Here is a 20,303-nt window from a genome sequence, read left to right on the forward strand (position 1 = left end):
ACGTCCACTTTGGCAAAGCTGCACTGTGGCATTGGCAAACACGCTCAGAGAGTAGAACATGCCGGTTGACCTTTTTGGTCGAGCAGGCAATCATGCACTTGGCCTAGCGCGTAGGCCGGTGTGTCCGCCATGCGAAGCAAAGCAACGCGAATAGATTTTTTTGGATACCATGCCGTTGGCAGGGTCCGATAAGCAGCGGGCACCTTTTCGGATCCAGTTCGGATATGGATCATGAAACCGACGTACTATCTAAAAAAACTGAAAGAACTGTCCAAGCGCTACGCGCGAGCTCGACAGGTACCTCTCCACAAAGCGCGTGATACGGTTGCCGAAGTATTGGGCTTTTCACACTGGAACGACGTTACCAAGGCACATAGAGCCGGATGGACCCCAACAAAGGAGCATGTTTCTGCCGTTGAAAGATTGCTTATTGAAGCGCTGCCCGGCGATGAAGCTGGTGGACCTCGTTCTGGGTCATTTATTGGCGACTCAGTCTTCGAGACAGATGTTGAACACGGCACCATTGATGGGCACGAATACTCTATCTCAGCTTCAATGGGCGACGTTCATATGCATGGGGCAGGTTGGCACCTTCATGTGCCTGAAGCTCCAAACGGGGAACCTCTCCTAGAGATCGCAAAACAGATTGAGCATGAGGCTCCAGTCTACGAAGCCGCTTTTCAGCAAGAAGTGCTCGGCATCGCAATCAAACGAGCGGAACAGGTTCGTGCGGGAATAGCATCAGATTGGCCAAGACGTTCTACAAAGCCAGACAAAGACGGTCTTGTCCGTCATCCCTTAAACGGGTCTGAGGCAGATAAGTGGTTCTGCTTGCATTGCGACACTTCGATAACTGGCGATCAGATTGCCAGGAGTCTTTGGCATTGCCCACGTTGTGACGCGTCTCCTCTCAATATTTTCGAAAGTCCTTGGTGGCTTGAAGAGCTTGATGCACAGCCAAAGCCATTTGCTGACAATGAGAAGCAGGGGAGGCCCGAGCTAGTGGTCGATATTGCGGATACACGACTGAAACTGGAACTCGATGCAGAAAAGGTGACTCTCCTGATACGAAGCGCTCTCGTTGAGGATGCATCGAATGTGAGCGAGCGGCTGGGTGCTCTATTCGCCGATATCTTTGTTCATGATGACAACGATGTATGCATCACTTTTGATGAAGACCTTTGGCCGGAGCACAAGGAACCTGTTTCAGCACTCGCTGTTGCGGCTCAACTTGGGATAAGTGTTGATCAGGAGCTTTGTCTGCGGGAGTTGCCCTTTGCTTGGCCAGGGTTGGGTGAGCACACCAAAAGCACCGTTAAGTACACGGAAATGATGCTCAAAGCCTACGCCAGCCAAGGGCTGACAAAGATGTCGACTGAATAACGACCACGAGATTGGAGGTTGCGGGGAGTGCCTCCGCAACCTGCGACATGTGATTACGAAGATCTCGGGATTCGCTATTGCAGCGAATGTCCGGAATGCGGGCTGCGGCTGCAGCATCATGAACATTTGTCGAAGGTCGGCAATGGGCCGCGAGCGACTGGACCTTCCCCCGCCCGCCACCCTCCGCTAAACCCCCCCCATGACCCAAGCCAACATCATCTGTATCAAGTGGGGCACGCTGTTCGGGCCGGAATATGTCAACCGGCTCTATTCCGGCGTGCGGCGGAACCTTGGGCGGCCGGTGCGCTTCATGTGCATGACCGACGATGCGCGCGGGATGCATCCCGATATCGAGGTGCTGGACCTGCCCGAAGAGCCGTTCCGCGCCGAGATGGACCGCGCGCTGGCGGTGGCGAACCGGCAGGGGGCGATGCGCAAGACCTCGCTGTTTCGCGCGGGGCTGATCCCGGATCTCGACGGGCCGGTGCTGGGCTTCGACCTCGACGTGGTGATCACCGGCGATCTGACCCCGATCCTCGATCTGGCCCCCGGCACCGTGGCGATGCGCCACGACTGGACCGAAAAGCGCAAGGGGCGGCCCACCGGACACGGGTCGGTCTTTCGCTACGACCCGGCGCGGCACGGGTTTCTTTACGACGATCTGGCGGCGGACCCCTACAAGGTGGTCGAGGCCGCGCGCGGGTCCGAGCAGCGCTATACCAGCCACAAGGCGATGGAGCGGGGCGTGTTCAGCTATATCCCCGAAGATCTGGTGGTGTCGTTCAAGTATGACTGCAACCCGTTCCCGGGCAATTACCTGCGCCCGCCGAGGTTGCCCGAGGCCGCGCGCGTGGTGTGTTTTCACGGCCATCCGAAGATGGACGAGGCGATCGACGGCTATCGCGGGTCGCTGATCCGCTATTCAAAGCCCTGTGCCTGGCTGCGCGATCACTGGATCCTGCGGGCGGCGGCGGATCTTGGCCCCGACTGGGCATGATCCTGCCGCAGCGCGGCGTGGGCACGCCCTTGCCCCATCGCGGAGCGCGGGTTAAGAGCGATCCCTGAAAGTTTTGCCAACGAAAAGGGCAGCATATGCGTCGCGTTGTCGTCACCGGAATGGGCCTTGTCACACCGCTTGCCACGGGGGTCGAGGAAAGCTGGAGCCGCATCCTCGCGGGGCAATCGGGCGCGGGGGCGATCACCAAGTTCGACGCCTCGAACCTGGCCACGACCTATGCCTGCGAGGTGATCTGGGGCGACGGGACGGAGGGCACGTTCAACCCCGACGACTGGATGGCCCCGAAGGACCGCCGCAAGGTGGACGACTTCATCCTGTATGGCATCGCCGCGGCGGAACAGGCGGTGCAGATGGCCGGCTGGACCCCCGAGGACGAGGAAGACCGCCTGCGCACCGGCGTGATGATCGGGTCGGGCATCGGCGGGCTGAACTCCATCGCCGAGACCGCGCTTCTGATCCGCGACAAGGGCCCGCGCCGGGTGTCGCCGTTCTTTATCCCGGGCGCGCTGATCAACCTGATCTCGGGCCAGGTGTCGATCAAGTACGGCTTCAAGGGCCCGAACCACGCGGTGGTGACGGCGTGCTCCACCGGCGCGCATGCCATCGGCGACGCCTCGCGGCTGATCCAGCACGGCGACGCCGATGTGATGATCGCGGGCGGGGCAGAGGCCGCCATCTCCGAGATCGGCATCGCGGGTTTCAACGCCTGCAAGGCGCTGTCGACCAAGCGCGCCGACGCGCCTGAAACCGCCAGCCGCCCCTATGACGCGGACCGCGACGGCTTCGTGATGGGCGAGGGCGCGGGCGTCGTGGTGCTTGAGGAATACGACCACGCGGTGGCGCGGGGGGCGACGATCTATGCCGAGGTGACGGGTTATGGGCTGTCGGGCGACGCCTACCACATCACCGCCCCCTCCGAGACCGGCGAGGGCGGCGAGCGGTCGATGCGCGCGGCGCTGAAGAACGCCGGGATCGCGCCCGCCGATATCGACTACATCAACGCGCATGGCACCTCGACCATGGCGGATGTGATCGAACTGGGCGCGGTCGAGCGGATGATGGGCGATGCGGCGGGCAAGGTCACCATGTCGTCGACCAAGTCGGCCACCGGGCACCTGCTGGGGGCGGCGGGCGCGATCGAGGCGATCTTCTCGATCCTCGCGATCCGCGACCAGGTGGCACCGCCGACCATCAACCTCGACACCGTCGCGGTCGACACTAAGGTGGACCTCGCGGCAAATGCCAAGGTCGAGCGCGAGATCGTCCACGCCCTGTCGAACTCTTTCGGGTTCGGCGGCACCAATGCCAGCGTGGTCTTCTCGAGGGTCGGCTGATTTTCGCGCGCGAAGCCGGTTTTCGCGCACAGCATCGGCTACCGGGCTTCCCCCGGGCCGAATTGACAGACAATGATGACAGGCGCGCGCGGGCAGGCCCCTCGCGCGCTTGAGAGTTAAGAGAGCAGGGCACAAAACATGTGGCGCAACATCGCCTCGAACGCGCTGACCTTCCTGGTCGTCGCCGTTTTCCTTTTCGGCGGCATGCTGATCTGGGCACAATCGCAATACGACTCCGCCGGTCCGCTGTCCGAACCGATCTGCCTCGAGGTGCCGCGCGGCACCAACATGAGCCGCGTGTCGGACAATCTGGCCGCGCAGGGGGCGGTGTCCTCGGGCACGCTGTTCCGGCTGGGCGCGGATTACGCCGACAAGACCCAGGACCTGAAGGCGGGCAGCTACCTGGTGCCCGAGGGCGCATCGATGCGCGAGATCGTCGATATCGTCACCCGGGGCGGTGCCTCCACCTGCGGCACCGAAGTGATCTACCGCATCGGCGTGAACGCCGCCGAGGTCGAGGTCCGCGAACTGGACCCCGCCACCGGGCGCTTCGTCGAGATTGCCGAGTTCGATCCCAGCGTCGCCGATGCCGAGGTGCCCGAGGTCTACACCTCGGTGCGCGGCCGCCCCGATACGCGCTACCGCGTCGCGGTCGCCGAGGGGGTGACCAGCTGGCAGGTGATCGACAAGCTGAACGCGGTCGATGTGCTGGAAGGCACCGTCGACGTCCCGGCGGAAGGCTCTCTGGCGCCCGACAGCTACGAGGTCGCGGTCGGCGATACCCGCGCCAGCCTGATCGAACGGATGCGCCGGGCGCAGGATATCATCCTCTCCGAGGAATGGGCCAACCGCGCCGACAATGTCGCGGTCGAAAGCCCCACCGAAGCGCTGATCCTCGCCTCGATCGTCGAAAAGGAAACCGGTGTCCCCGAAGAGCGCCCGCAAGTGGCCTCGGTCTTCACCAACCGGCTGGAGCAGGGTATGCGGCTGCAGACCGACCCCACGGTAATCTACGGCATCACCGGCGGCGAGGGTGTGCTGGGCCGCGGCATCCGCCAGTCCGAACTGCGCGCCGAGACACCCTACAACACCTACGTGATCACCGGTCTGCCGCCGACGCCGATCGCCAATCCGGGCCGCGCGTCGATCCGCGCGGCGCTCAACCCCGACACCACCGAATACATCTTCTTCGTGGCCGACGGCACCGGCGGACATGCCTTCGCCGAGACCCTGGCAGAGCATAACGAGAACGTCGCGCGCTGGCGACAGATCGAAGCAGAGCGTGCGGGCCAGTGACCGCGCGACACCGGGGCACCCGATGACGCCTGTGCGGATCCTCGTGACCGGCGGCACCCTCGACAAGGTGCACGACGCTGCGGGCGAAGGCCTGGCCTTTGCCGAGGACGGCACGACCCATCTGCCCGAGATGCTGCGGATCGCGCGCTGCCACTTCCCGACGGTCGAGACCCTGATGCTGAAGGATTCTTTGGACTTCGACGATGCCGACCGCAGCGCCATCGCCGAAGCGGTGCTGGGCGCGCCCGAAGACGCCATCGTGATCACCCATGGCACCGGCACCATGGGCGTGACCGCGCGCGCCCTTGCGCCCCGGCTCGCGGGCCACGGCAAGACCGTGGTGCTGACCGGCGCGATGCGGCCGTTTTCCTTCCATGCGTCGGACGGCGACTTCAACCTCGGCGGCGCGGTGGTGGCGGCACAGATCCTGGGCGCGGGCGTCTGGGGGGTGATGAACGGTCGGGTCTTCGCGGCAGAGGCGCTTGACAAGAACGTCGATCAGGGACGCTTCGACACCTGACCGAGGCCAAGCATCCGGTGCGGGGCAGCGCCTTCCGAATCCCGGACCTTGTTCACGATCGGACCGAAAATACTCCGGGGAGCGCGAGGGGCTGGCCCCTCGCACCGACCGACCCGCCGGCCAGACGGCTCAAAGCTGGGCCATGACCGCGTCGGAGGCTTCGAAGTTCGTCGTCACCCGCTGCACGTCGTCATCGTCTTCCAGCGCATCGACCAGCTTCATCAGCGATTGCAGCCCGTCGAGATCGAGCTCCGTGGTGGTGGCGGGCTTCCACACCAGCCGCGTCGTCTCGGATTCGCCCAGCTGCGCCTCGAGCGCGCCCGACACTTCGTTGAGATCCGTATCGGCGCACCAGATCACATGGCCATCCTCGGAGCTTTCCACATCCTCGGCCCCGGCCTCGATCGCCGCCATCATCACCGCGTCGGCGTCGCCCGCATCGACGGGATAGATCACCTCGCCCTTGCGTTCGAACATGAAGGCGACGGACCCGGTCTCGCCGAGGTTGCCGCCATGCTTGCCGAAGGTCGAGCGCACGGTCGACGCGGTGCGGTTGCGGTTATCGGTCATCGCCTCGACGATCACCGCGACGCCGCCCGGCCCGTAGCCCTCGTAGCGGATCTCCTCATAGGCTTCGCTGTCGCCGCCGGTGGCCTTCTTGATGGCGCGGTCGATCACGTCCTTGGGCACGGATTGCGACTTGGCTTCCTTGACCGCGAGCCGCAGGCGCGGGTTCTTCTCGGGGTCCGGGTCGCCCATCTTGGCAGCGACGGTGATTTCCTTCGAGAGCTTCGAGAAAAGCTTCGAACGGGCGGCGTCCTGCCGTCCCTTGCGGTGCTGGATATTCGCCCATTTGGAATGGCCGGCCATGATCTGCCTCACTCAAGCCTGTCTGAAAGGTCAGCCGCTCTATAGGGGAGGTCGAGGGGCGGGGGCAAGCCCAAGGGCGGACTTGCATCCGGGGGCCGCGCGCGCCATCCATGGCACCATGCAATCTGCCATCGCGGGCTTCACGCTCGGCTTTTCCCTGATCCTTGCCATCGGCGCGCAGAACGCTTTCGTTCTGCGGCAGGGGCTGATGCGTCAGCATGTGCTGCCGGTGGTGCTGGCCTGCGCGCTGTCGGACGCGGCGCTGATCGCCGCCGGGGTGGCGGGCTTCGGCGCGCTGGTCGACCGCGCGCCCTGGCTCGAGGGCGCGATGCGGCTCTTCGGGGCGGCGTTCCTGGTCTGGTATGGCAGCCGCGCGCTCTGGTCGGCGTGGCGCGGCGGGCACGCGATGCAGGCGGGCCAGGCGGCCCCGTCGCTGCGCGCGTCGCTTCTGACCTGCCTCGCGCTGACCTGGCTCAACCCGCATGTCTACCTCGATACGGTGGTGCTGCTGGGGGCAATCTCGGCGCAGTATCCCAGCCAGCTGCATTTCGCGCTGGGGGCGATGACGGCGTCCTTCGTGTTCTTCTTTTCGCTGGGCTACGGCGCGCGGGCGCTGGCCCCGGTCTTTGCCCGGCCGCGGGCCTGGCGGGTGCTCGACGTGGTGATCGGACTGACCATGTATGCAATTGCGGTGTCGCTTGTTTCTGCCTGAGCCGACCCCTTGCAATCGGGCCGACCGGCGCGCTTGATGCCGCCCATGAGCGAGAGAGCGCAGCGCCCGCTTCAGGGCATCCTCTGGATGATCGTGACGGGCCTGTGCTTCGTGATGGTCACCGCCCTTGTCAAAACCCTTGGCGGGCGCATCCCCGCCGCCGAGAGCGCGTTTCTGCGCTATCTGCTGGGGCTGGTCTTCCTGATCCCGCTGTGGCGTCCGCTGTCGGCGGTCCGGCTCAGCCCGCGGCAATGGCGGCTGTTTGCGCTGCGCGGCGCGCTGCACACGGTCGGCGTGGCGTTCTGGTTCTTCGCGATGACCCGCATCCCGCTGGCCGAGGTCACGGCGATGAACTACCTCACGCCGGTCTTCGTCAGCGTGCTGGCGGTGGTGTTGCTGAAAGAGCGGATCGCGCTGCTGCGCCAGACCGCGATCGTCGTGGCGCTGGTCGGCGCGGCGGTGATCCTGAGACCGGGATTCCGGGCGCTCGATCCCGGCCATCTGGCGATGATGGTCACCGCCTCGGTGTTTGCCGGCAGCTACCTGATCGCCAAGATCATGTCGGACGAGGTGCCCGCGACGGTGGTGGTGGCGATCCTGTCGGTGTCGGTGACCATCGGGCTCTTGCCGCTGGCGCTGCTGGACTGGGTGACCCCGACGCGGGCCGATCTGGCGGTGCTTTTCGCGGTGGCGTTCTTTGCCACGGCGGGGCATTTCACCATGACGCTGGCCTTTGCCGCCGCCCCGGTCACGGTGACCCAGCCGGTGATCTTTCTGCAGCTGGTCTGGTCGGTGATCATCGGCGCGGTGTTCTTCGCAGAGCCGCCGGACCCCTTCGTGATCGCCGGTGGCACGCTGATCATCGCCGCCGTCAGCTTCATCACTTGGCGGGAATCGCGCCGCGCCGCGCGACCGATCATGCCGCATACACATGAAACAAAGAATTGACCGGAAATTAACTGTTTCCGTTCCAGATAAGATCACGGCTCCGGCAACTTTTCGCCGCATTTGCGGGTGACCTTCGGAGCGTGGGGACGGAAAAGTCCTCGGGTGATTTACGGAGTATGCACCATGTTTGCAGATAACAAACTGACCGAGAATTTCGACGATATCCGCAGCTTCGTCCTGGGCGAACGGGCCAAGGTGCTGTCGGATACCGAATGGCGGTTCCGGATGCGCGGCTTTGGCTACAACCTGCGGAAGACCGATATCGGCTATGAAGTCGCGCGGCTGCCGCAGATGAGCATTCTTGGAACGATACAGGCCTGATAACACACATGAATATTGCTGGACCCTGACGCCCGGAGCCATTTGGCCGCCGGGCGTTTTTTTGGGTGCCGGACACCGGGGGCGTGGGCGCCCCGGGAATTTGATTGACGAGTCAATCAGGGCAATTTACCTCTCTGTGACACGGTGTTCGCAGGAGAGCGTATGGCGCGGCCCAATATCCTTGTGGTGATGGTTGATCAACTGACCGGAACGCTGTTTCCGGACGGACCGTCCGCTTGGCTGCACACGCCCAATCTGCGCGCGCTGGCCGATCGGTCGACCCGGTTTGCCAATGCCTACACCGCTTCGCCGCTTTGCGCGCCGGGCCGCGCGGCGTTCATGTCGGGGGCGCTGCCGTCGGAGACGGGCGTCTATGACAACGCGGCGGAATTCGCCTCTTCGATTCCGACCTATGCGCACCATTTGCGCCGCGCGGGCTATCAGACCTGCCTTGCGGGCAAGATGCATTTTGTCGGGCCAGACCAGTTGCACGGCTTCGAACAGCGCCTGACCACGGATATCTACCCGGCCGATTTCGGCTGGACGCCGGATTACCGCACGCCGGGCACGCGGATCGACTGGTGGTATCACAATCTGGGGTCGGTGACCGGCGCGGGCGTGGCCGAGATCACCAACCAGATGGAATATGACGACGCGGTCGCCTTCGAGGCCGAGCAGAAGCTGTACGATCTGGCGCGCGGGCAGGACGACCGGCCCTGGATGCTGACGGTCAGCTTCACCCATCCGCATGACCCCTACGTGGCGCGGCGGAAATACTGGGACCTGTACGAGGCATGCGACCATCTGCTGCCCGAGGTGGCGGCGCTGGACTATGCCGCGCACGACCCGCATTCGCAGCGCATTTTCGACGCCAACGACTGGCGCGGTTTTGACATTCACGAAGACGACATCCGCCGCGCGCGGCGCGCCTATTTCGCCAACATCTCGTATCTTGACGCCAAGATTGGCGGCATTCTCGACGTGCTCGACCGGACGGGGCAGGAGGCCATCGTGGTCTTCGTGTCGGATCACGGCGACATGCTGGGCGAGCGCGGGCTGTGGTTCAAGATGAGCTTCTTCGAGGGGTCGTCGCGGGTGCCGCTGATGATCGCGGCCCCGGATATGGCACCGGGCCTTGTGAAAACGCCGGTATCGACCATCGATCTTTGCCCGACGCTTTGCGAACTGGCGGGGGTGTCGATGGATGAGGTCATGCCCTGGACCACCGGCGAAAGCCTTGTCCGGCTGGGGCAGGGCGGCGCGCGCAAGACCCCGGTGGCGATGGAATACGCCGCCGAGGCGTCGTATTCGCCGCTGATCGCGCTGCGGCAGGGGCGGTGGAAATACACCAATTGCGCGCTCGACCCCGAGCAATTATTCGATATCGAGGCCGATCCGCACGAGTTGGCCGATTTGGCGGGCGACCCGGCCCATGCGGAAACGCTTGAGGTCTTCCGCCGGGAAGCCGCGATGCGCTGGGACCTGGAGGCCTTCGATGCCGAGGTGCGCGAAAGCCAGGCGCGAAGGCTCGTGGTCTATGACGCGTTGCGGCAGGGCGGGTATTATCCGTGGGATTACCAGCCGCTGCGGGATGCGTCCCGGCGCTACATGCGCAACCACATGGACCTCAACGAGGTCGAGACCAAGCAGCGCTTCCCGAGAGGAGAGTGACGATGGACGATCCGATCTATGACACGCAGCCGCAAGCCAGCCACTTCATCGACGGGGCCTATGTCGAGGACACGGGCGGCGATGTGATCGAAGTGATCTATCCCGCCACCGGCGCGGTGATCGCACGGGTGCACCAGGCCACCGATGCGGTGATCGAACAGGCCATCGCCTCGGCGCGACGGGCGCAGGCGGACTGGGCGACATGGTCGCCGCGCGACAGGGGCCGGGTGCTGACCCGCGCGGCGCAGATCCTGCGCGACCGCAACCGCGCGCTGTCGGTGCTGGAAACCCGCGACACCGGCAAGCCGTTGCAGGAAACGCTGGTGGCGGATGCCACGAGCGGCGCGGATGCGCTGGAATATTTCGGCGGCATCGCGGCGGGCATCACCGGTGAGCATATCCAGCTGGGCGCGGACTGGGCCTACACGATCCGCGAGCCGCTGGGCGTCTGCGTCGGCATCGGCGCGTGGAACTATCCGACGCAGATCGCCTGCTGGAAGGCGGCCCCGGCGCTGGCCTGCGGCAACGCGATGATCTTCAAGCCATCCGAGACCACGCCGCTTTGCGCGCTCAAGGTCGCCGAGATCCTGCACGAGGCCGGACTGCCCGCGGGGCTGTTCAACGTGGTACAGGGCATGGGGCCGGTCGGCGCGGCACTGACCACCGATCCGCGCGTCGACAAGGTGTCGCTGACCGGCTCGGTGCCCACCGGGCAGAAGGTCTATGCGGCGGCGGCGGCGCAGCTCAAGCACGTGACGATGGAGCTGGGGGGCAAGTCGCCGATGCTGGTCTTCGACGATGCCGATCTCGAGGATGCGGTCGGTGGCGCGATCCTGGGGAATTTCTATTCCTCGGGGCAGATCTGTTCCAACGGCACGCGGGTCTTCGTGCAGAAGGGGATGAAAGACCGCTTCGTCGCGCGCATGGCCGAACGGCTGAATGGGGCGGTGATCGGCGATCCGCTGGACGAGGCCACGAATTTCGGCCCGATGGTCAGCGCCCGCCAGCTTGAGATCGTCGAGGGCTATATCGCCAGGGGTGTGGCGGAAGGGGCCCGGCTGGTCGCGGGCGGCAAGCGGCTGGACCGGGACGGCTACTGGATCACACCGGCGCTGTTCGACGGTGTCACCGACGCGATGACCATCGCCCGCGAGGAGATCTTTGGCCCGGTGCTGGCGGTGTTCGAATTCGAGACCGAGGCGGAGGCCATCCGGCGCGCCAACGACACGCCCTTCGGGCTGTCGGCGGGGGTGTTCACCCGCGATATCAGCCGCGCGCACCGGGTGATCGGCCAGTTGCAGGCGGGCACCTGCTTCATCAACTCCTACAACGACGCGCCGGTCGAGATGCCATTCGGCGGCGTCAAGATGTCGGGGGTGGGACGCGAGAACGCCAAGGCGGCGCTGGAGCATTACAGCCAGGTGAAGTCGGTCTATGTGCGGATGGGCCGTGTGGAGGCCCCGTTCTGAGGCCTCTCATCCGCCCGGGCGGGCGTCTTCGAGGCGGCGACGGGAACCGGAATTTGCACCGCGGTGGCCGCGGGAGGGCCATCCCTGACCCGCGCCGGGACCGCGCGAAGGAGCGAGACATGCAGGCGGAATACGTGATCGTGGGGGCGGGCAGCGCGGGCTGCGCCATGGCCTTCCGGCTGGCCGAGGCGGGCCGGTCGGTCATCGTGATCGAGCATGGCGGCTGGGATGGCGGGCCGTTCATCCAGATGCCGGGCGCGCTGTCCTATCCGATGAACATGAAGCGCTATGACTGGGGCTACGAGAGCGAGCCCGAGCCGCATCTGGGCGGCCGCAGGCTGGCGACCCCGCGCGGCAAGGTGATCGGCGGGTCGTCCTCGATCAATGGCATGGTCTATGTGCGCGGCCATGCGAAGGACTTCGACTTTTGGCGCGATCAGGGCGCGGATGGCTGGGGCTATACGGATGTGCTGCCCTATTTCAAGCGCATGGAGACCGCGCGCGACGGTCAGGCCGGGTGGCGCGGCACCGACGGGCCGCTGCATATCAGCCGGGGGCCGCGCGACAATCCGTTGACGCGGGCCTTTGTCGAGGCCGGACTTCAGGCAGGGTACCAGGCGACCGGGGATTACAACGGCGAGAAGCAGGAAGGCTTCGGCGCGATGGAAGCCACGATCCGCAACGGCAGGCGTTGGTCGGCGGCCAATGCCTATCTGCGCCCGGCGATGAAGCTGGGGGTTGAGCTGGTGCGCGGGCTCGCGCGGCGGGTGGTCATGGAAGGCAAGCGGGCCAGCGGCGTCGAGGTGCGCTTTGCCAGCGGCCTCGAGGTGGTGACGGCCACGCGCGAGGTGATCCTGGCGGCGTCATCGCTCAATTCGCCGAAGCTTCTGATGCAGTCGGGGATCGGGCCGGGGGCGCATCTGGCGGCGCATGGCATCGACGTGGTGGCCGACCGTCCGGGCGTGGGGCGGAACCTGCAGGACCACCTGGAGCTGTATATCCAGATGGCGGCCAGCCAGCCGGTCAGCCTGTTCAGGTACTGGAACCTGCCAGGCAAGGCCTATGTGGGCGCGCGCTGGCTGTTCACCCGCACCGGGCCGGGGGCATCGAACCAGTTCGAGAGCGCGGCCTTCATCCGGTCCGCGGCGGGTGTCGATTACCCCGACCTGCAGTACCATTTCCTGCCGCTGGCGGTGCGCTATGACGGCAAGACCGCCGCCGAGGGGCACGGCTTTCAGGCGCATGTGGGCCCGATGCGGTCGCAATCGCGGGGCGCGGTGACGCTAAGGTCGCCCGATCCCGAGGACGCGCCGCGCATCGCCTTCAACTACATGAGCCACCCCGACGACTGGCGCGATTTCCGCCGCGCCATCCGGCTGACGCGCGAGATCTTCGCGCAGGATGCTTTCAAACCCTTCGTCGATTTCGAGATCCAGCCCGGCGCGGATGTGCAGGACGACGCCGCACTGGACGCCTTCGTGCGCGACCATGCCGAGAGCGCCTATCATCCCTGCGGCACCTGCCGGATGGGGCGCGCCGACGATCCGGGTGCTGTGGTCGATCCCGAGGGTCGGGTGATCGGGGTTTCCGGGGTGCGGGTGGCGGACAGCTCGGTGTTTCCGCGCATCACCAACGGCAACCTGAACGGCCCGTCGATCATGGTGGGCGAGAAGATCGCCGATCATGTGCTGGGGCGGCGGCTGGCGGCGGAGAATGCCGAACCCTGGCTGCATCCCCAGTGGCAGACGGCGCAGCGCTAGGCGGGAACGGGGGCCGCCGGGGTGCAGGGCAGGGTGCGGGCGGGTCTGGCGGCGACTTGACACGCGCCAACGATCCATGAAAACCACCGGCATCGAAAACGTTCTGCGGGCCGGGCTACCGGATGGGACGCGTCGCGCCAACAAACCCGCGCGGTTTGATCCCGATCAAGGCGGGGCGCGACCCTTGGTTGCAAGTTGCCCGCGACCCGAACCCTAGGAGCCAACATCATGACCCATGTCCCGCACCAGCTTGCCGAGGAATTCCCCAGCCACCGCGACCGGATTTCCGAGCTGCGCCAGTCGGACGCGCATTTTGCGAAACTCGTCGACAGCTATGGCGAGATCAATGCCGAGATCCACCGGATCGAAACCGACATCACCCCGGTGGACGATGCGACACAGGTGGCCAAGCGCAAGCAGCGCGCGGCGCTGAAGGACGAAATCTACGCCCGCCTTACCCAGGTGGCGGGCTGAGCAACGCCTCGATCCGGCCAGTGACCAACTGGCTCAGGGGGCGGGTGGTGGCGCCATAGGTGGCCACCACCGCGCCCTCGGGGCCGATCAGCACCTTGTTGAAATTCCAGGCGGGCTCGAAATTCGCGGTCTCGCGCAACCACGTGTAGAACGGGTGCGCATCGTCGCCGCGGACCGACGTGATCGTCGTCATCGGCATGTCGATGCCGAAATTCAGTTCGCAGAAATCCTTGACCGCGTCGTCGCTGCCGAGTTCCTGCCGGAAGTCGCCCGACGGCACCGCGAGCACGATCAGGCCCGCGTCGCGATAACGATCATAGAGCGCCTGCAGCCCGTCATATTGCCCGGTGAAGGCGCAGCGCGAGGCGGTATTGACCACGAGCACGGGCCGACCTTCCCAATCGGACATGTGCAGTGTGCCGCCGTCGATGGACGGGAAGGCAAAGTCGAGCGCCGCTGCGGGCAAAGTGCCCAGCAGCAGGGTCAAGAGGCTTGCGAAAACGCGCATCGGAAATATCTCCTGTCTTGCAGGGCAAGATAGCGCGGGCTGCGCGGGGTCAACCGGCACAATGTACGCAGGGCGTTGCGCGACCGTGACCCGGGCCTCTGGACGGGGCGGCGGGTGCGGGAGAAACGGAGACAGACCGATGGCAGGTGGATGGAGCCGCGACGGCGCGGTGGGCGAACAGATCGAGGCCTCGATCGCCGACGAGCTGGCGCGGATGAAGGCGCGCCGCGCCCCGGTGGGCGAGAGCCGCACCCATTGCGCCGAATGCGACGAGGCGATCCCGGAAAAGCGCCGTCTGGCGCTGCCGGGGGTAAAGCTGTGCATCGAATGCCAATCCGAACGCGATGGCCGCGCCGCTCCGCGCGGCGGCGTCAATCGGCGCGGGTCCAAGGACAGTCAGCTCAAGTAACCGCGCGGACCAAGGCGATCCCTTTTTGCAACAGCACCGCCACGACCGCGCCGCGACTGCCCCGCGCGATCTTGCCCGCCGGCCGGACGCTGTTGCGGGTTTGCAGGAAAACCTCAGGAAAGGCAGGCAGTTGCAGGGGCAAGGCAACATTTCTTTTGTCGACGGGGGCGGGTCTCGACGCGGAAGGTCGGCGACACGGTCCGCAACTCGGACGTCCGCGGTCTGGTCGAGCACGCGCGGCTGCGGGCCCATTTCAACCCGCGCCAGACCTTTCGCAAACCGAAGTTCTGCGCCGATATCAAGGCGCGCAACCCGGCGATTGCCGGCAAGCGCGACGAGATCGGTAGGGTCGAGACTGAGCTGGAGCGGCTGCCGGGCAAGGGCGCGCGTGGCCTGAGTTTGCGCGCAAGGCCCGGGCCTGTCGCGGACGGGCCGGGGCGGATTTGCGTTTATTTGGAAAGATGAAGGGGCCTGGCGCCGCGCCTTGACCGGGGCGCGGCGCGGGTTTGTTGGCGCAGGAGCCGAGGGCGGCAGAACGGCGCGCGCGATTGGCGCGGCCATTCTGGCGGAAGCTCAGTCCTCCATCGCCTCAAGCTCGTCGATAAAGCCCGAGATCATCGACAGCCCCTTGTCCCAGAAGGCGGGATCGGTGGCGTCGAGGCCGAAGGGCTTGAGCAGGTCGGTGTGGTGCTTGGACCCGCCCGCCTTCAGCATGTCGAAGTACTTCTCCTGGAAGCCCTCGGGGGCCTCTTCGTAATTGGCATAAAGCGCGTTCACCAGCCCGTCGCCGAAAGCATAGGCGTAGACATAGAAGGGCGAGTGCACGAAATGCGGGATATAGGCCCAGAAGGTCTCGTACCCGTCCATGAATTCGAAGGCAGGCCCGAGGCTTTCGGCCTGCACGCTCATCCACAGCGCGTTGATATCGTCCGGCGTCAGCTCGCCGCCGCGGCGGGCGTCGTGCAGCTTGCATTCGAAGTCGTAGAACGCGATCTGGCGCACGACGGTGTTGATCATGTCCTCGACCTTGCCCGCCAGCAGGACCTTCCTTTCGGCGTCGTCCTTGGCGTTGCGCAGCATGCGACGGAAGGTCAGCATTTCGCCGAAGACCGACGCGGTTTCGGCCAGTGTCAGCGGCGTCGAGGCCAGCATCTCGCCCTGATCCGCTGCCAGGACCTGGTGGACGCCGTGGCCCAGCTCATGCGCCAGGGTCATCACGTCGCGCGGTTTTCCGAGATAGTTGAGCATCACGTAAGGGTGCACGTCGGTGACGGTGGGATGGGCGAAAGCGCCGGGGGCCTTGCCGGGTTTGACGCCCGCGTCGATCCAGCCCTTGGTGAAGAACGGCTCTGCGATACTGGCCATCCCCGGGTCGAACTCGGCATAGGCGGTCATCACCGTCTCGCGCGCCTCTTGCCAATTGACGATGCGCGTTGTCTCCATCGGCAGGGGGGCGTTGCGGTCCCAGACCTGCATCGTCTCGAGCCCCAGCCACTTGCGCTTGAGCGCGTAGTAGCGGTGCGACAGCTTCGGATAGGCGGCGACCACGGCGTTGCGCAGCGCTTCGACCACTTCGGGTTCGACGTCGTTCGACAGGTGCCGCCCGGTCTGCGGGCTGGGCATGCCACGCCAGCGATCGAGGATTTCCTTCTCTTTCGTCTGGGTGTTGTGGACGCGGGCAAAGGTGCGGATATTGGCCCCGAAGACGCGGGCCAGTTCGCGCGCGGCGGCCTCGCGGGTGGCGCGGTCCTGTTCGGTCAGATTGTTGAGCGTGGCCTCGATGCCCATGGCTTCGCCGTCGATCTCGAATTCGAGCCCGGCGATGGTTTCGTCGAAAAGCCGCTCCCAGGCATCGCCGACAACGCCCATGTCATGCAGGAACTTCTCCAGTTCGTCGGACAGCTGGTAGGGCTTCATCGCGCGTATGCGGTCGAAGGCGGGCCGGTAGCGCGCGAGCCGCGCATCGTCGAACAGCGCTGCATAAGCGTCGTCCGCCAAGCGATTGAGTTCCAACGAAAAGAACACCAGAGGCGTGGTGTATACGGTGACCTTTTCCTGGCAATCCGAGAGGAATTTCGCACGCTCCGCCGCGGTGGTCTGCTGGTAGTAGCGCAGCCCGGCGAAGGACATGATGCGGCCCGCGATGTTGTCGATCTTCTCGTGCCGCTCGATCATGGTCAGGAACCCCGCCGCGTCGAGCCCGTCGATCTGGCCTTCGTAGTCGGCGGCGAAACTCCGGCATGCGTCTTCAAGCCAGTCGAGGTCGCGCTTGAGCTCGGGCGCGTCGGGGTCGGCGTAAAGGTCCGAGAGGTCCCATTCGGGCAGCGGGCCAAGGTCCTTGCCCCCGTGGGTCGCATTGGCGTCGAAAACGGGGCGGATCGTCATGTGGGCTCTCCTTCGGGGATGTGTCGCGCAGAACGTGGCGCGCGCGGCGGTCAGGTTCAAGAGCCAGCGATCGCGTTCTTGCGCGGATGCGGGCCGCGCGCGGTGGTCTGGCAGGCCATTGCCACGGCATGGCCCGTGGCGCGCTGTCCAATTCGCTTCATCTTTCCAGAAAAACGCAAACACCGTCTGTGACGCATTCGCACCGCCGGGGCGGGGCTACCCGTAAGCCGCGAGGATCGCTTTCAGATCGTCCAGGGTGTTGGCTTCTGACAGGGGTTTGTCCCGACGCCAGCGCGACATACGTGGAAAGCGCAGGGCGACGCCGGACTTGTGCCGCGGGCTTTCGTGGATACCCTCGAAGGCGATCTCGAACACATGCTGGGGGGTGACCTGACGGACCGGGCCGAAACGCGCCTGCGTGTTCTTGCGCACCCAGGCAGTGATTTGGCGGAACTCGGCATCGGTGAGGCCGGAATAGGCCTTGGTGAAAGGCACCAGCGCGTCGCCGTCGCGCACCGCGAAGGTGAAGTCGGTGAACAGGTTGGCGCGACGCCCGTGGCCCTGTTGCGCATAGATCATCACCGCATCGATGGTCAAAGGATCGAGCTTCCATTTCCACCAGTCGCCCTTCTTGCGGCCCGAGAGGTACGGGCTGTCCTTTCGTTTCAGCATCAGCCCCTCGGCGCGCATGTCGCGCGACCCCGCGCGGGTTTCGGCCAGCCCGTCCCATGATGCGAAGTCGATGAGGCGCGAAGGGCGCACCGGAGCCTCGGGCGGCAGCCCCGTGAGCATCGCATCGAGCCGCGCGCGGCGGTCGGCCATGGGGGCGGCGCGCAGATCGGTGCCGTCGACCTCGAGCAGGTCGTAGGCCAAAAGGATCACCGGGGCCTCCTTCAGCAGCTTCTTCGGCACCGTCTTGCGGCCAATTCTGGCTTGCAAGGTATTGAAGGACATAGGCATTTCCGCGTCTGCATCCCAGGTCACGATCTCGCCGTCCAGCGCCGTGCCGCCCGGCAGGTAGTCGCGCAGCCGGGCCAGTTCGGGGAAGCGGTCGGTGATCAGGTCTTCACCGCGGGACCAGACATGGTGATCGTTGCCGCGCAGCAGGACCTGGCCGCGGATGCCGTCCCATTTCCATTCCGCTTGCCAATCCTCGGGCGGGCCGAGGTCTTCGGGGCCATCGTCAAGCTGGTAGGCCAGGTAGAAGGGATAGGGGCGCGAGGCGTCGGCGGCGGGATCGTCAGCTTCGATCAGGGCGTAATAGGTGATGTCGCCGGGCAGCCATTTGCCCATGAGCTTGTGGGCCAGCACCGCCTCGTCCTGACCGGTGGCCAGCGCCAGCGCGCGGGTCATCAGCTTCTGGCTGACACCGATGCGGAAGCCGCCGGTGATGAGCTTGTTGAAGAGAAAGCGTTCGGTTGCGTCAAGCTGGTCCCAGGCGGCCAGGATCCGCGCCTTGCGATCGTCCAGATCGACCTGCGCGAGCGATTTAAGCTCATTTATCCAGTGGGTCAGCGATTTGTCAGAGGTCGCTTCGGCAGGCGGCAGCACCAGCGCGATGGTCTCGGCAAGATCGCCGACGATGGGGTAGCTTTCCTCGAGCAGCCAGAGGGGGATGTCCGCGCGTTCGGCGGCCCAGCTGCGCAGTTGCGTGGTATTGACCGCGCGTTTCGGGCGGCGGCCCGAGAAGAGCGCGATGGTCCAGAGCTTGTCGTCATCCGGCGCGTGGCTGAAGTAATCGGCCAGCGCGCGGGTCTTGAGCGTCGTCTTGGTGGTCTGGTCGATGGCGGTGAACAGGGCGGCGAAGTCCTTCACGGGGCCACCTCTTCGGTCTCAAGCGAGACCTCATCGGCGTCTTCCGATCCGAACTCGGTCGCGAGCACATGGGCGTCATAACCCTCGGCCTTCAGCCATCGCGTGAAGATCTCTGTGTAACCATGTGTTGCAAATATCTTTTCCGAGCCGGTTTCGCGGATCGCCCAGAGCAGATCCTCCCAATCCGCATGATCCGAAATCACAAATCCCCGATCCATCGCGCGGCGGCGGCGCACCCCGCGCAGGGCCATCCAGCCCGAGGCGAAGGATTGGCTTGCGGGGCCGAAACGGCGCATCCAGGGCGTGCCGAGCGCCGATGGCGGCGCGACGATCAACGGATTTTTAAGATTTTTCGTGTCAAGGTCGGGTGTGACCTGCGTGGTTGCGGGCAGGGGCAGACCCTGATCGCGCAGGATCGCATTGGTGGCCTCGACGGCACCGTGGGTCAGGATCGGGCCGATCTCGGGGTCGACGAGCGACAGGACGCGCTGTGCCTTGCCCAACGAATAGGCCCCGAGGACCGAGGCACGGCCCTCGGCGGCGTTGGTGGCCCACCAGGCGTTGATCTCGGCGGCGACCTCGGCCTCGGGGCGCCATTTGAAGACCGGCAGACCGAAGGTGCATTCGGTGATGAAGGCGTGGCAGCGCACCGGCTCGAAGGGTTCGGACAGGCGGTCCCGAGCGACCTTGTAGTCGCCCGAGACCACCCAGACCTCGCCGCCGACCGCGACGCGGATCTGCGCCGAGCCCGGGATATGGCCCGCCGGGTGAAACGACACATCGGCGTCGCCGATACGCAGGGATGCGCCCATGGCGATGGTTTCGAGATGCACATCGCCGAGGCGGTAGCGCATGACAGGGGCGGCTGCCTCGGTCGCGAGATAGCTGGCGTGACCGGAGCGGGCGTGATCCGCATGGCCGTGGGTGATCAGAGCGCGCGGCACCGGCCGCCAGGGGTCGATGTGAAAATCGCCCGCGGGGCAGTAAATGCCGCGATCGGTGAAGGTGAGGACGGGGTCATGCATGGGCGGAAAGATAGGGCGCGGGAGTGGCTTGGCCAATCGCGGCCGGCAGGTCAGTCGCGGGAGTGGCTGGGCCAATCGCGGCTTGGCCAATCGCGACCGGCGGGTCGGTTGGTGAGCCGGTCGGCAGGACGGCGGGTCAACCGACCCGTCGCGGTCATGCCTCGGTTCGTCGAACCGACGATCCGTTGCGGACATGCCTCGGATCGTCGCGATCGGCCTGCCCGTTCTGGCCCATGGGACTTGTACGGATGCGCCCTGGCCATTCCGGGGCGTGCCTCGGCCAAGCGCGGTCCGACTGCCGGTCGCGGTCACGCCTCGATCAATCGCGATCGGTCGGGCTGCCGCGGCAAATGGGCTTTGCGGATGCGCACTGGCCAATCCGGGA

At 65.5% G+C, this 20,303-nt stretch carries 19 protein-coding genes; 13 read left to right on the top strand and 6 right to left on the bottom strand.

The genetic code is table 11. From position 1 onward, the window contains the following. Positions 1 to 231 precede the first annotated feature (231 nt). The 5 genes from ACXYMN_RS11865 (at position 232) to ACXYMN_RS11885 (ending at position 5,551) form a co-directional block, all read left to right on the top strand. Positions 232 to 1,383, top strand: coding sequence for a hypothetical protein (locus tag ACXYMN_RS11865; protein WP_459013877.1), 1,152 nt, complete (start codon positions 232 to 234; stop codon positions 1,381 to 1,383). 199 nt (positions 1,384 to 1,582) lie between these two features. After that, positions 1,583 to 2,380, top strand: coding sequence for a glycosyl transferase (locus ACXYMN_RS11870; protein ID WP_459013878.1), 798 nt, complete (start codon positions 1,583 to 1,585; stop codon positions 2,378 to 2,380). 95 nt (positions 2,381 to 2,475) lie between these two features. Next, positions 2,476 to 3,735, top strand: coding sequence for a beta-ketoacyl-ACP synthase II (gene fabF, locus ACXYMN_RS11875; RefSeq protein ID WP_459013879.1), 1,260 nt, complete (start codon positions 2,476 to 2,478; stop codon positions 3,733 to 3,735). Between the two features lie 138 nt (positions 3,736 to 3,873). After that, positions 3,874 to 5,031 (top strand): endolytic transglycosylase MltG, encoded by a 1,158-nt coding sequence (mltG, locus tag ACXYMN_RS11880; RefSeq protein ID WP_459013880.1) that lies wholly within the window; start codon positions 3,874 to 3,876, stop codon positions 5,029 to 5,031. Between the two features lie 22 nt (positions 5,032 to 5,053). Continuing rightward, positions 5,054 to 5,551, top strand: a complete 498-nt coding sequence (locus ACXYMN_RS11885) for an asparaginase domain-containing protein (RefSeq protein WP_459013881.1) — start codon at positions 5,054 to 5,056, stop codon at positions 5,549 to 5,551. 129 nt (positions 5,552 to 5,680) lie between these two features. On the opposite strand, the gene ACXYMN_RS11890 is transcribed toward ACXYMN_RS11885, so the two are convergent. Further along, the gene (locus tag ACXYMN_RS11890) at positions 5,681 to 6,421 is read right to left on the bottom strand and encodes a YebC/PmpR family DNA-binding transcriptional regulator (protein WP_459013882.1); all 741 of its coding nucleotides are present in this window, start codon (positions 6,419 to 6,421) and stop codon (positions 5,681 to 5,683) included. 118 nt (positions 6,422 to 6,539) lie between these two features. On the opposite strand from ACXYMN_RS11890, the gene ACXYMN_RS11895 reads away from it, so the two are divergent. The 7 genes from ACXYMN_RS11895 to ACXYMN_RS11925 all read left to right on the top strand — a co-directional run bounded on the left by ACXYMN_RS11895 (position 6,540) and on the right by ACXYMN_RS11925 (position 13,776). After that, positions 6,540 to 7,133, top strand: a complete 594-nt coding sequence (locus tag ACXYMN_RS11895) for a LysE/ArgO family amino acid transporter (RefSeq protein WP_459013884.1) — start codon at positions 6,540 to 6,542, stop codon at positions 7,131 to 7,133. Between the two features lie 45 nt (positions 7,134 to 7,178). Continuing rightward, positions 7,179 to 8,081 (top strand): DMT family transporter, encoded by a 903-nt coding sequence (locus tag ACXYMN_RS11900; protein WP_459013885.1) that lies wholly within the window; start codon positions 7,179 to 7,181, stop codon positions 8,079 to 8,081. Positions 8,082 to 8,204: 123 nt separating this feature from the next. Continuing rightward, on the top strand, positions 8,205 to 8,402 hold the full coding sequence (locus ACXYMN_RS11905) for a hypothetical protein (RefSeq protein WP_459013887.1): 198 nt from the start codon (positions 8,205 to 8,207) through the stop codon (positions 8,400 to 8,402). Positions 8,403 to 8,564: 162 nt separating this feature from the next. Further along, on the top strand, positions 8,565 to 10,073 hold the full coding sequence (gene betC / locus ACXYMN_RS11910) for a choline-sulfatase (RefSeq protein WP_459013888.1): 1,509 nt from the start codon (positions 8,565 to 8,567) through the stop codon (positions 10,071 to 10,073). Between the two features lie 2 nt (positions 10,074 to 10,075). Next, positions 10,076 to 11,542 (top strand): betaine-aldehyde dehydrogenase, encoded by a 1,467-nt coding sequence (gene betB, locus ACXYMN_RS11915; RefSeq protein WP_459013889.1) that lies wholly within the window; start codon positions 10,076 to 10,078, stop codon positions 11,540 to 11,542. A gap of 119 nt (positions 11,543 to 11,661) precedes the next feature. Beyond that, complete coding sequence (gene betA, locus ACXYMN_RS11920) at positions 11,662 to 13,302, top strand: choline dehydrogenase (protein ID WP_459013890.1); 1,641 nt, start codon at positions 11,662 to 11,664, stop codon at positions 13,300 to 13,302. 228 nt (positions 13,303 to 13,530) lie between these two features. Beyond that, positions 13,531 to 13,776: a YdcH family protein gene (locus tag ACXYMN_RS11925; RefSeq protein ID WP_459013891.1), complete on the top strand. Its 246-nt coding sequence runs from the start codon at positions 13,531 to 13,533 to the stop codon at positions 13,774 to 13,776. Here the strand turns inward: ACXYMN_RS11925 and ACXYMN_RS11930 are convergent. Next, the gene (locus ACXYMN_RS11930) at positions 13,757 to 14,284 is read right to left on the bottom strand and encodes a glutathione peroxidase (protein WP_459013892.1); all 528 of its coding nucleotides are present in this window, start codon (positions 14,282 to 14,284) and stop codon (positions 13,757 to 13,759) included. The two genes, ACXYMN_RS11925 and ACXYMN_RS11930, sit on opposite strands and share 20 nt — an antisense overlap. A 139-nt stretch (positions 14,285 to 14,423) precedes the next feature. Here ACXYMN_RS11930 and ACXYMN_RS11935 point away from each other — a divergent pair, with 139 nt between their 5' ends. Continuing rightward, complete coding sequence (locus ACXYMN_RS11935) at positions 14,424 to 14,693, top strand: DksA/TraR family C4-type zinc finger protein (protein WP_459013893.1); 270 nt, start codon at positions 14,424 to 14,426, stop codon at positions 14,691 to 14,693. Here the strand turns inward: ACXYMN_RS11935 and ACXYMN_RS11940 are convergent. The 4 genes from ACXYMN_RS11940 to ACXYMN_RS11955 all read right to left on the bottom strand — a co-directional run bounded on the left by ACXYMN_RS11940 (position 14,686) and on the right by ACXYMN_RS11955 (position 19,918). Continuing rightward, positions 14,686 to 14,835 (bottom strand): hypothetical protein, encoded by a 150-nt coding sequence (locus tag ACXYMN_RS11940; RefSeq protein WP_459013894.1) that lies wholly within the window; start codon positions 14,833 to 14,835, stop codon positions 14,686 to 14,688. The two genes, ACXYMN_RS11935 and ACXYMN_RS11940, sit on opposite strands and share 8 nt — an antisense overlap. A 431-nt stretch (positions 14,836 to 15,266) precedes the next feature. Next, positions 15,267 to 17,078: a M3 family oligoendopeptidase gene (locus tag ACXYMN_RS11945; RefSeq protein WP_459013895.1), complete on the bottom strand. Its 1,812-nt coding sequence runs from the start codon at positions 17,076 to 17,078 to the stop codon at positions 15,267 to 15,269. A gap of 216 nt (positions 17,079 to 17,294) precedes the next feature. Beyond that, the gene (locus ACXYMN_RS11950) at positions 17,295 to 18,893 is read right to left on the bottom strand and encodes an ATP-dependent DNA ligase (protein ID WP_459013896.1); all 1,599 of its coding nucleotides are present in this window, start codon (positions 18,891 to 18,893) and stop codon (positions 17,295 to 17,297) included. After that, the gene (locus ACXYMN_RS11955) at positions 18,890 to 19,918 is read right to left on the bottom strand and encodes a ligase-associated DNA damage response exonuclease (RefSeq protein ID WP_459013897.1); all 1,029 of its coding nucleotides are present in this window, start codon (positions 19,916 to 19,918) and stop codon (positions 18,890 to 18,892) included. Before ACXYMN_RS11955 ends, ACXYMN_RS11950 begins: the two co-directional genes overlap by 4 nt. Positions 19,919 to 20,303 lie beyond the last annotated feature (385 nt).

Source organism: Roseivivax sp. CAU 1753, from assembly GCF_054482575.1.

Bases quoted from the DNA above. Each gene is read 5' to 3' on its own strand.
- betC (WP_459013888.1), top strand. From the start codon at position 8,565: ATGGCGCGGCCCAATATCCTTGTGGTGATGGTTGATCAACTGACCGGA.
- ACXYMN_RS11935 (WP_459013893.1), top strand. From the start codon at position 14,424: ATGGCAGGTGGATGGAGCCGCGACGGCGCGGTGGGCGAACAGATCGAG.
- ACXYMN_RS11925 (WP_459013891.1), top strand. From the start codon at position 13,531: ATGACCCATGTCCCGCACCAGCTTGCCGAGGAATTCCCCAGCCACCGC.
- ACXYMN_RS11955 (WP_459013897.1), bottom strand. From the start codon at position 19,918: ATGCATGACCCCGTCCTCACCTTCACCGATCGCGGCATTTACTGCCCC.
- ACXYMN_RS11870 (WP_459013878.1), top strand. From the start codon at position 1,583: ATGACCCAAGCCAACATCATCTGTATCAAGTGGGGCACGCTGTTCGGG.
- ACXYMN_RS11895 (WP_459013884.1), top strand. From the start codon at position 6,540: ATGCAATCTGCCATCGCGGGCTTCACGCTCGGCTTTTCCCTGATCCTT.
- ACXYMN_RS11945 (WP_459013895.1), bottom strand. From the start codon at position 17,078: ATGACGATCCGCCCCGTTTTCGACGCCAATGCGACCCACGGGGGCAAG.
- betA (WP_459013890.1), top strand. From the start codon at position 11,662: ATGCAGGCGGAATACGTGATCGTGGGGGCGGGCAGCGCGGGCTGCGCC.
- ACXYMN_RS11865 (WP_459013877.1), top strand. From the start codon at position 232: ATGAAACCGACGTACTATCTAAAAAAACTGAAAGAACTGTCCAAGCGC.
- mltG (WP_459013880.1), top strand. From the start codon at position 3,874: ATGTGGCGCAACATCGCCTCGAACGCGCTGACCTTCCTGGTCGTCGCC.
- ACXYMN_RS11905 (WP_459013887.1), top strand. From the start codon at position 8,205: ATGTTTGCAGATAACAAACTGACCGAGAATTTCGACGATATCCGCAGC.
- ACXYMN_RS11900 (WP_459013885.1), top strand. From the start codon at position 7,179: ATGAGCGAGAGAGCGCAGCGCCCGCTTCAGGGCATCCTCTGGATGATC.
- ACXYMN_RS11885 (WP_459013881.1), top strand. From the start codon at position 5,054: ATGACGCCTGTGCGGATCCTCGTGACCGGCGGCACCCTCGACAAGGTG.
- fabF (WP_459013879.1), top strand. From the start codon at position 2,476: ATGCGTCGCGTTGTCGTCACCGGAATGGGCCTTGTCACACCGCTTGCC.
- ACXYMN_RS11930 (WP_459013892.1), bottom strand. From the start codon at position 14,284: ATGCGCGTTTTCGCAAGCCTCTTGACCCTGCTGCTGGGCACTTTGCCC.
- ACXYMN_RS11890 (WP_459013882.1), bottom strand. From the start codon at position 6,421: ATGGCCGGCCATTCCAAATGGGCGAATATCCAGCACCGCAAGGGACGG.
- betB (WP_459013889.1), top strand. From the start codon at position 10,076: ATGGACGATCCGATCTATGACACGCAGCCGCAAGCCAGCCACTTCATC.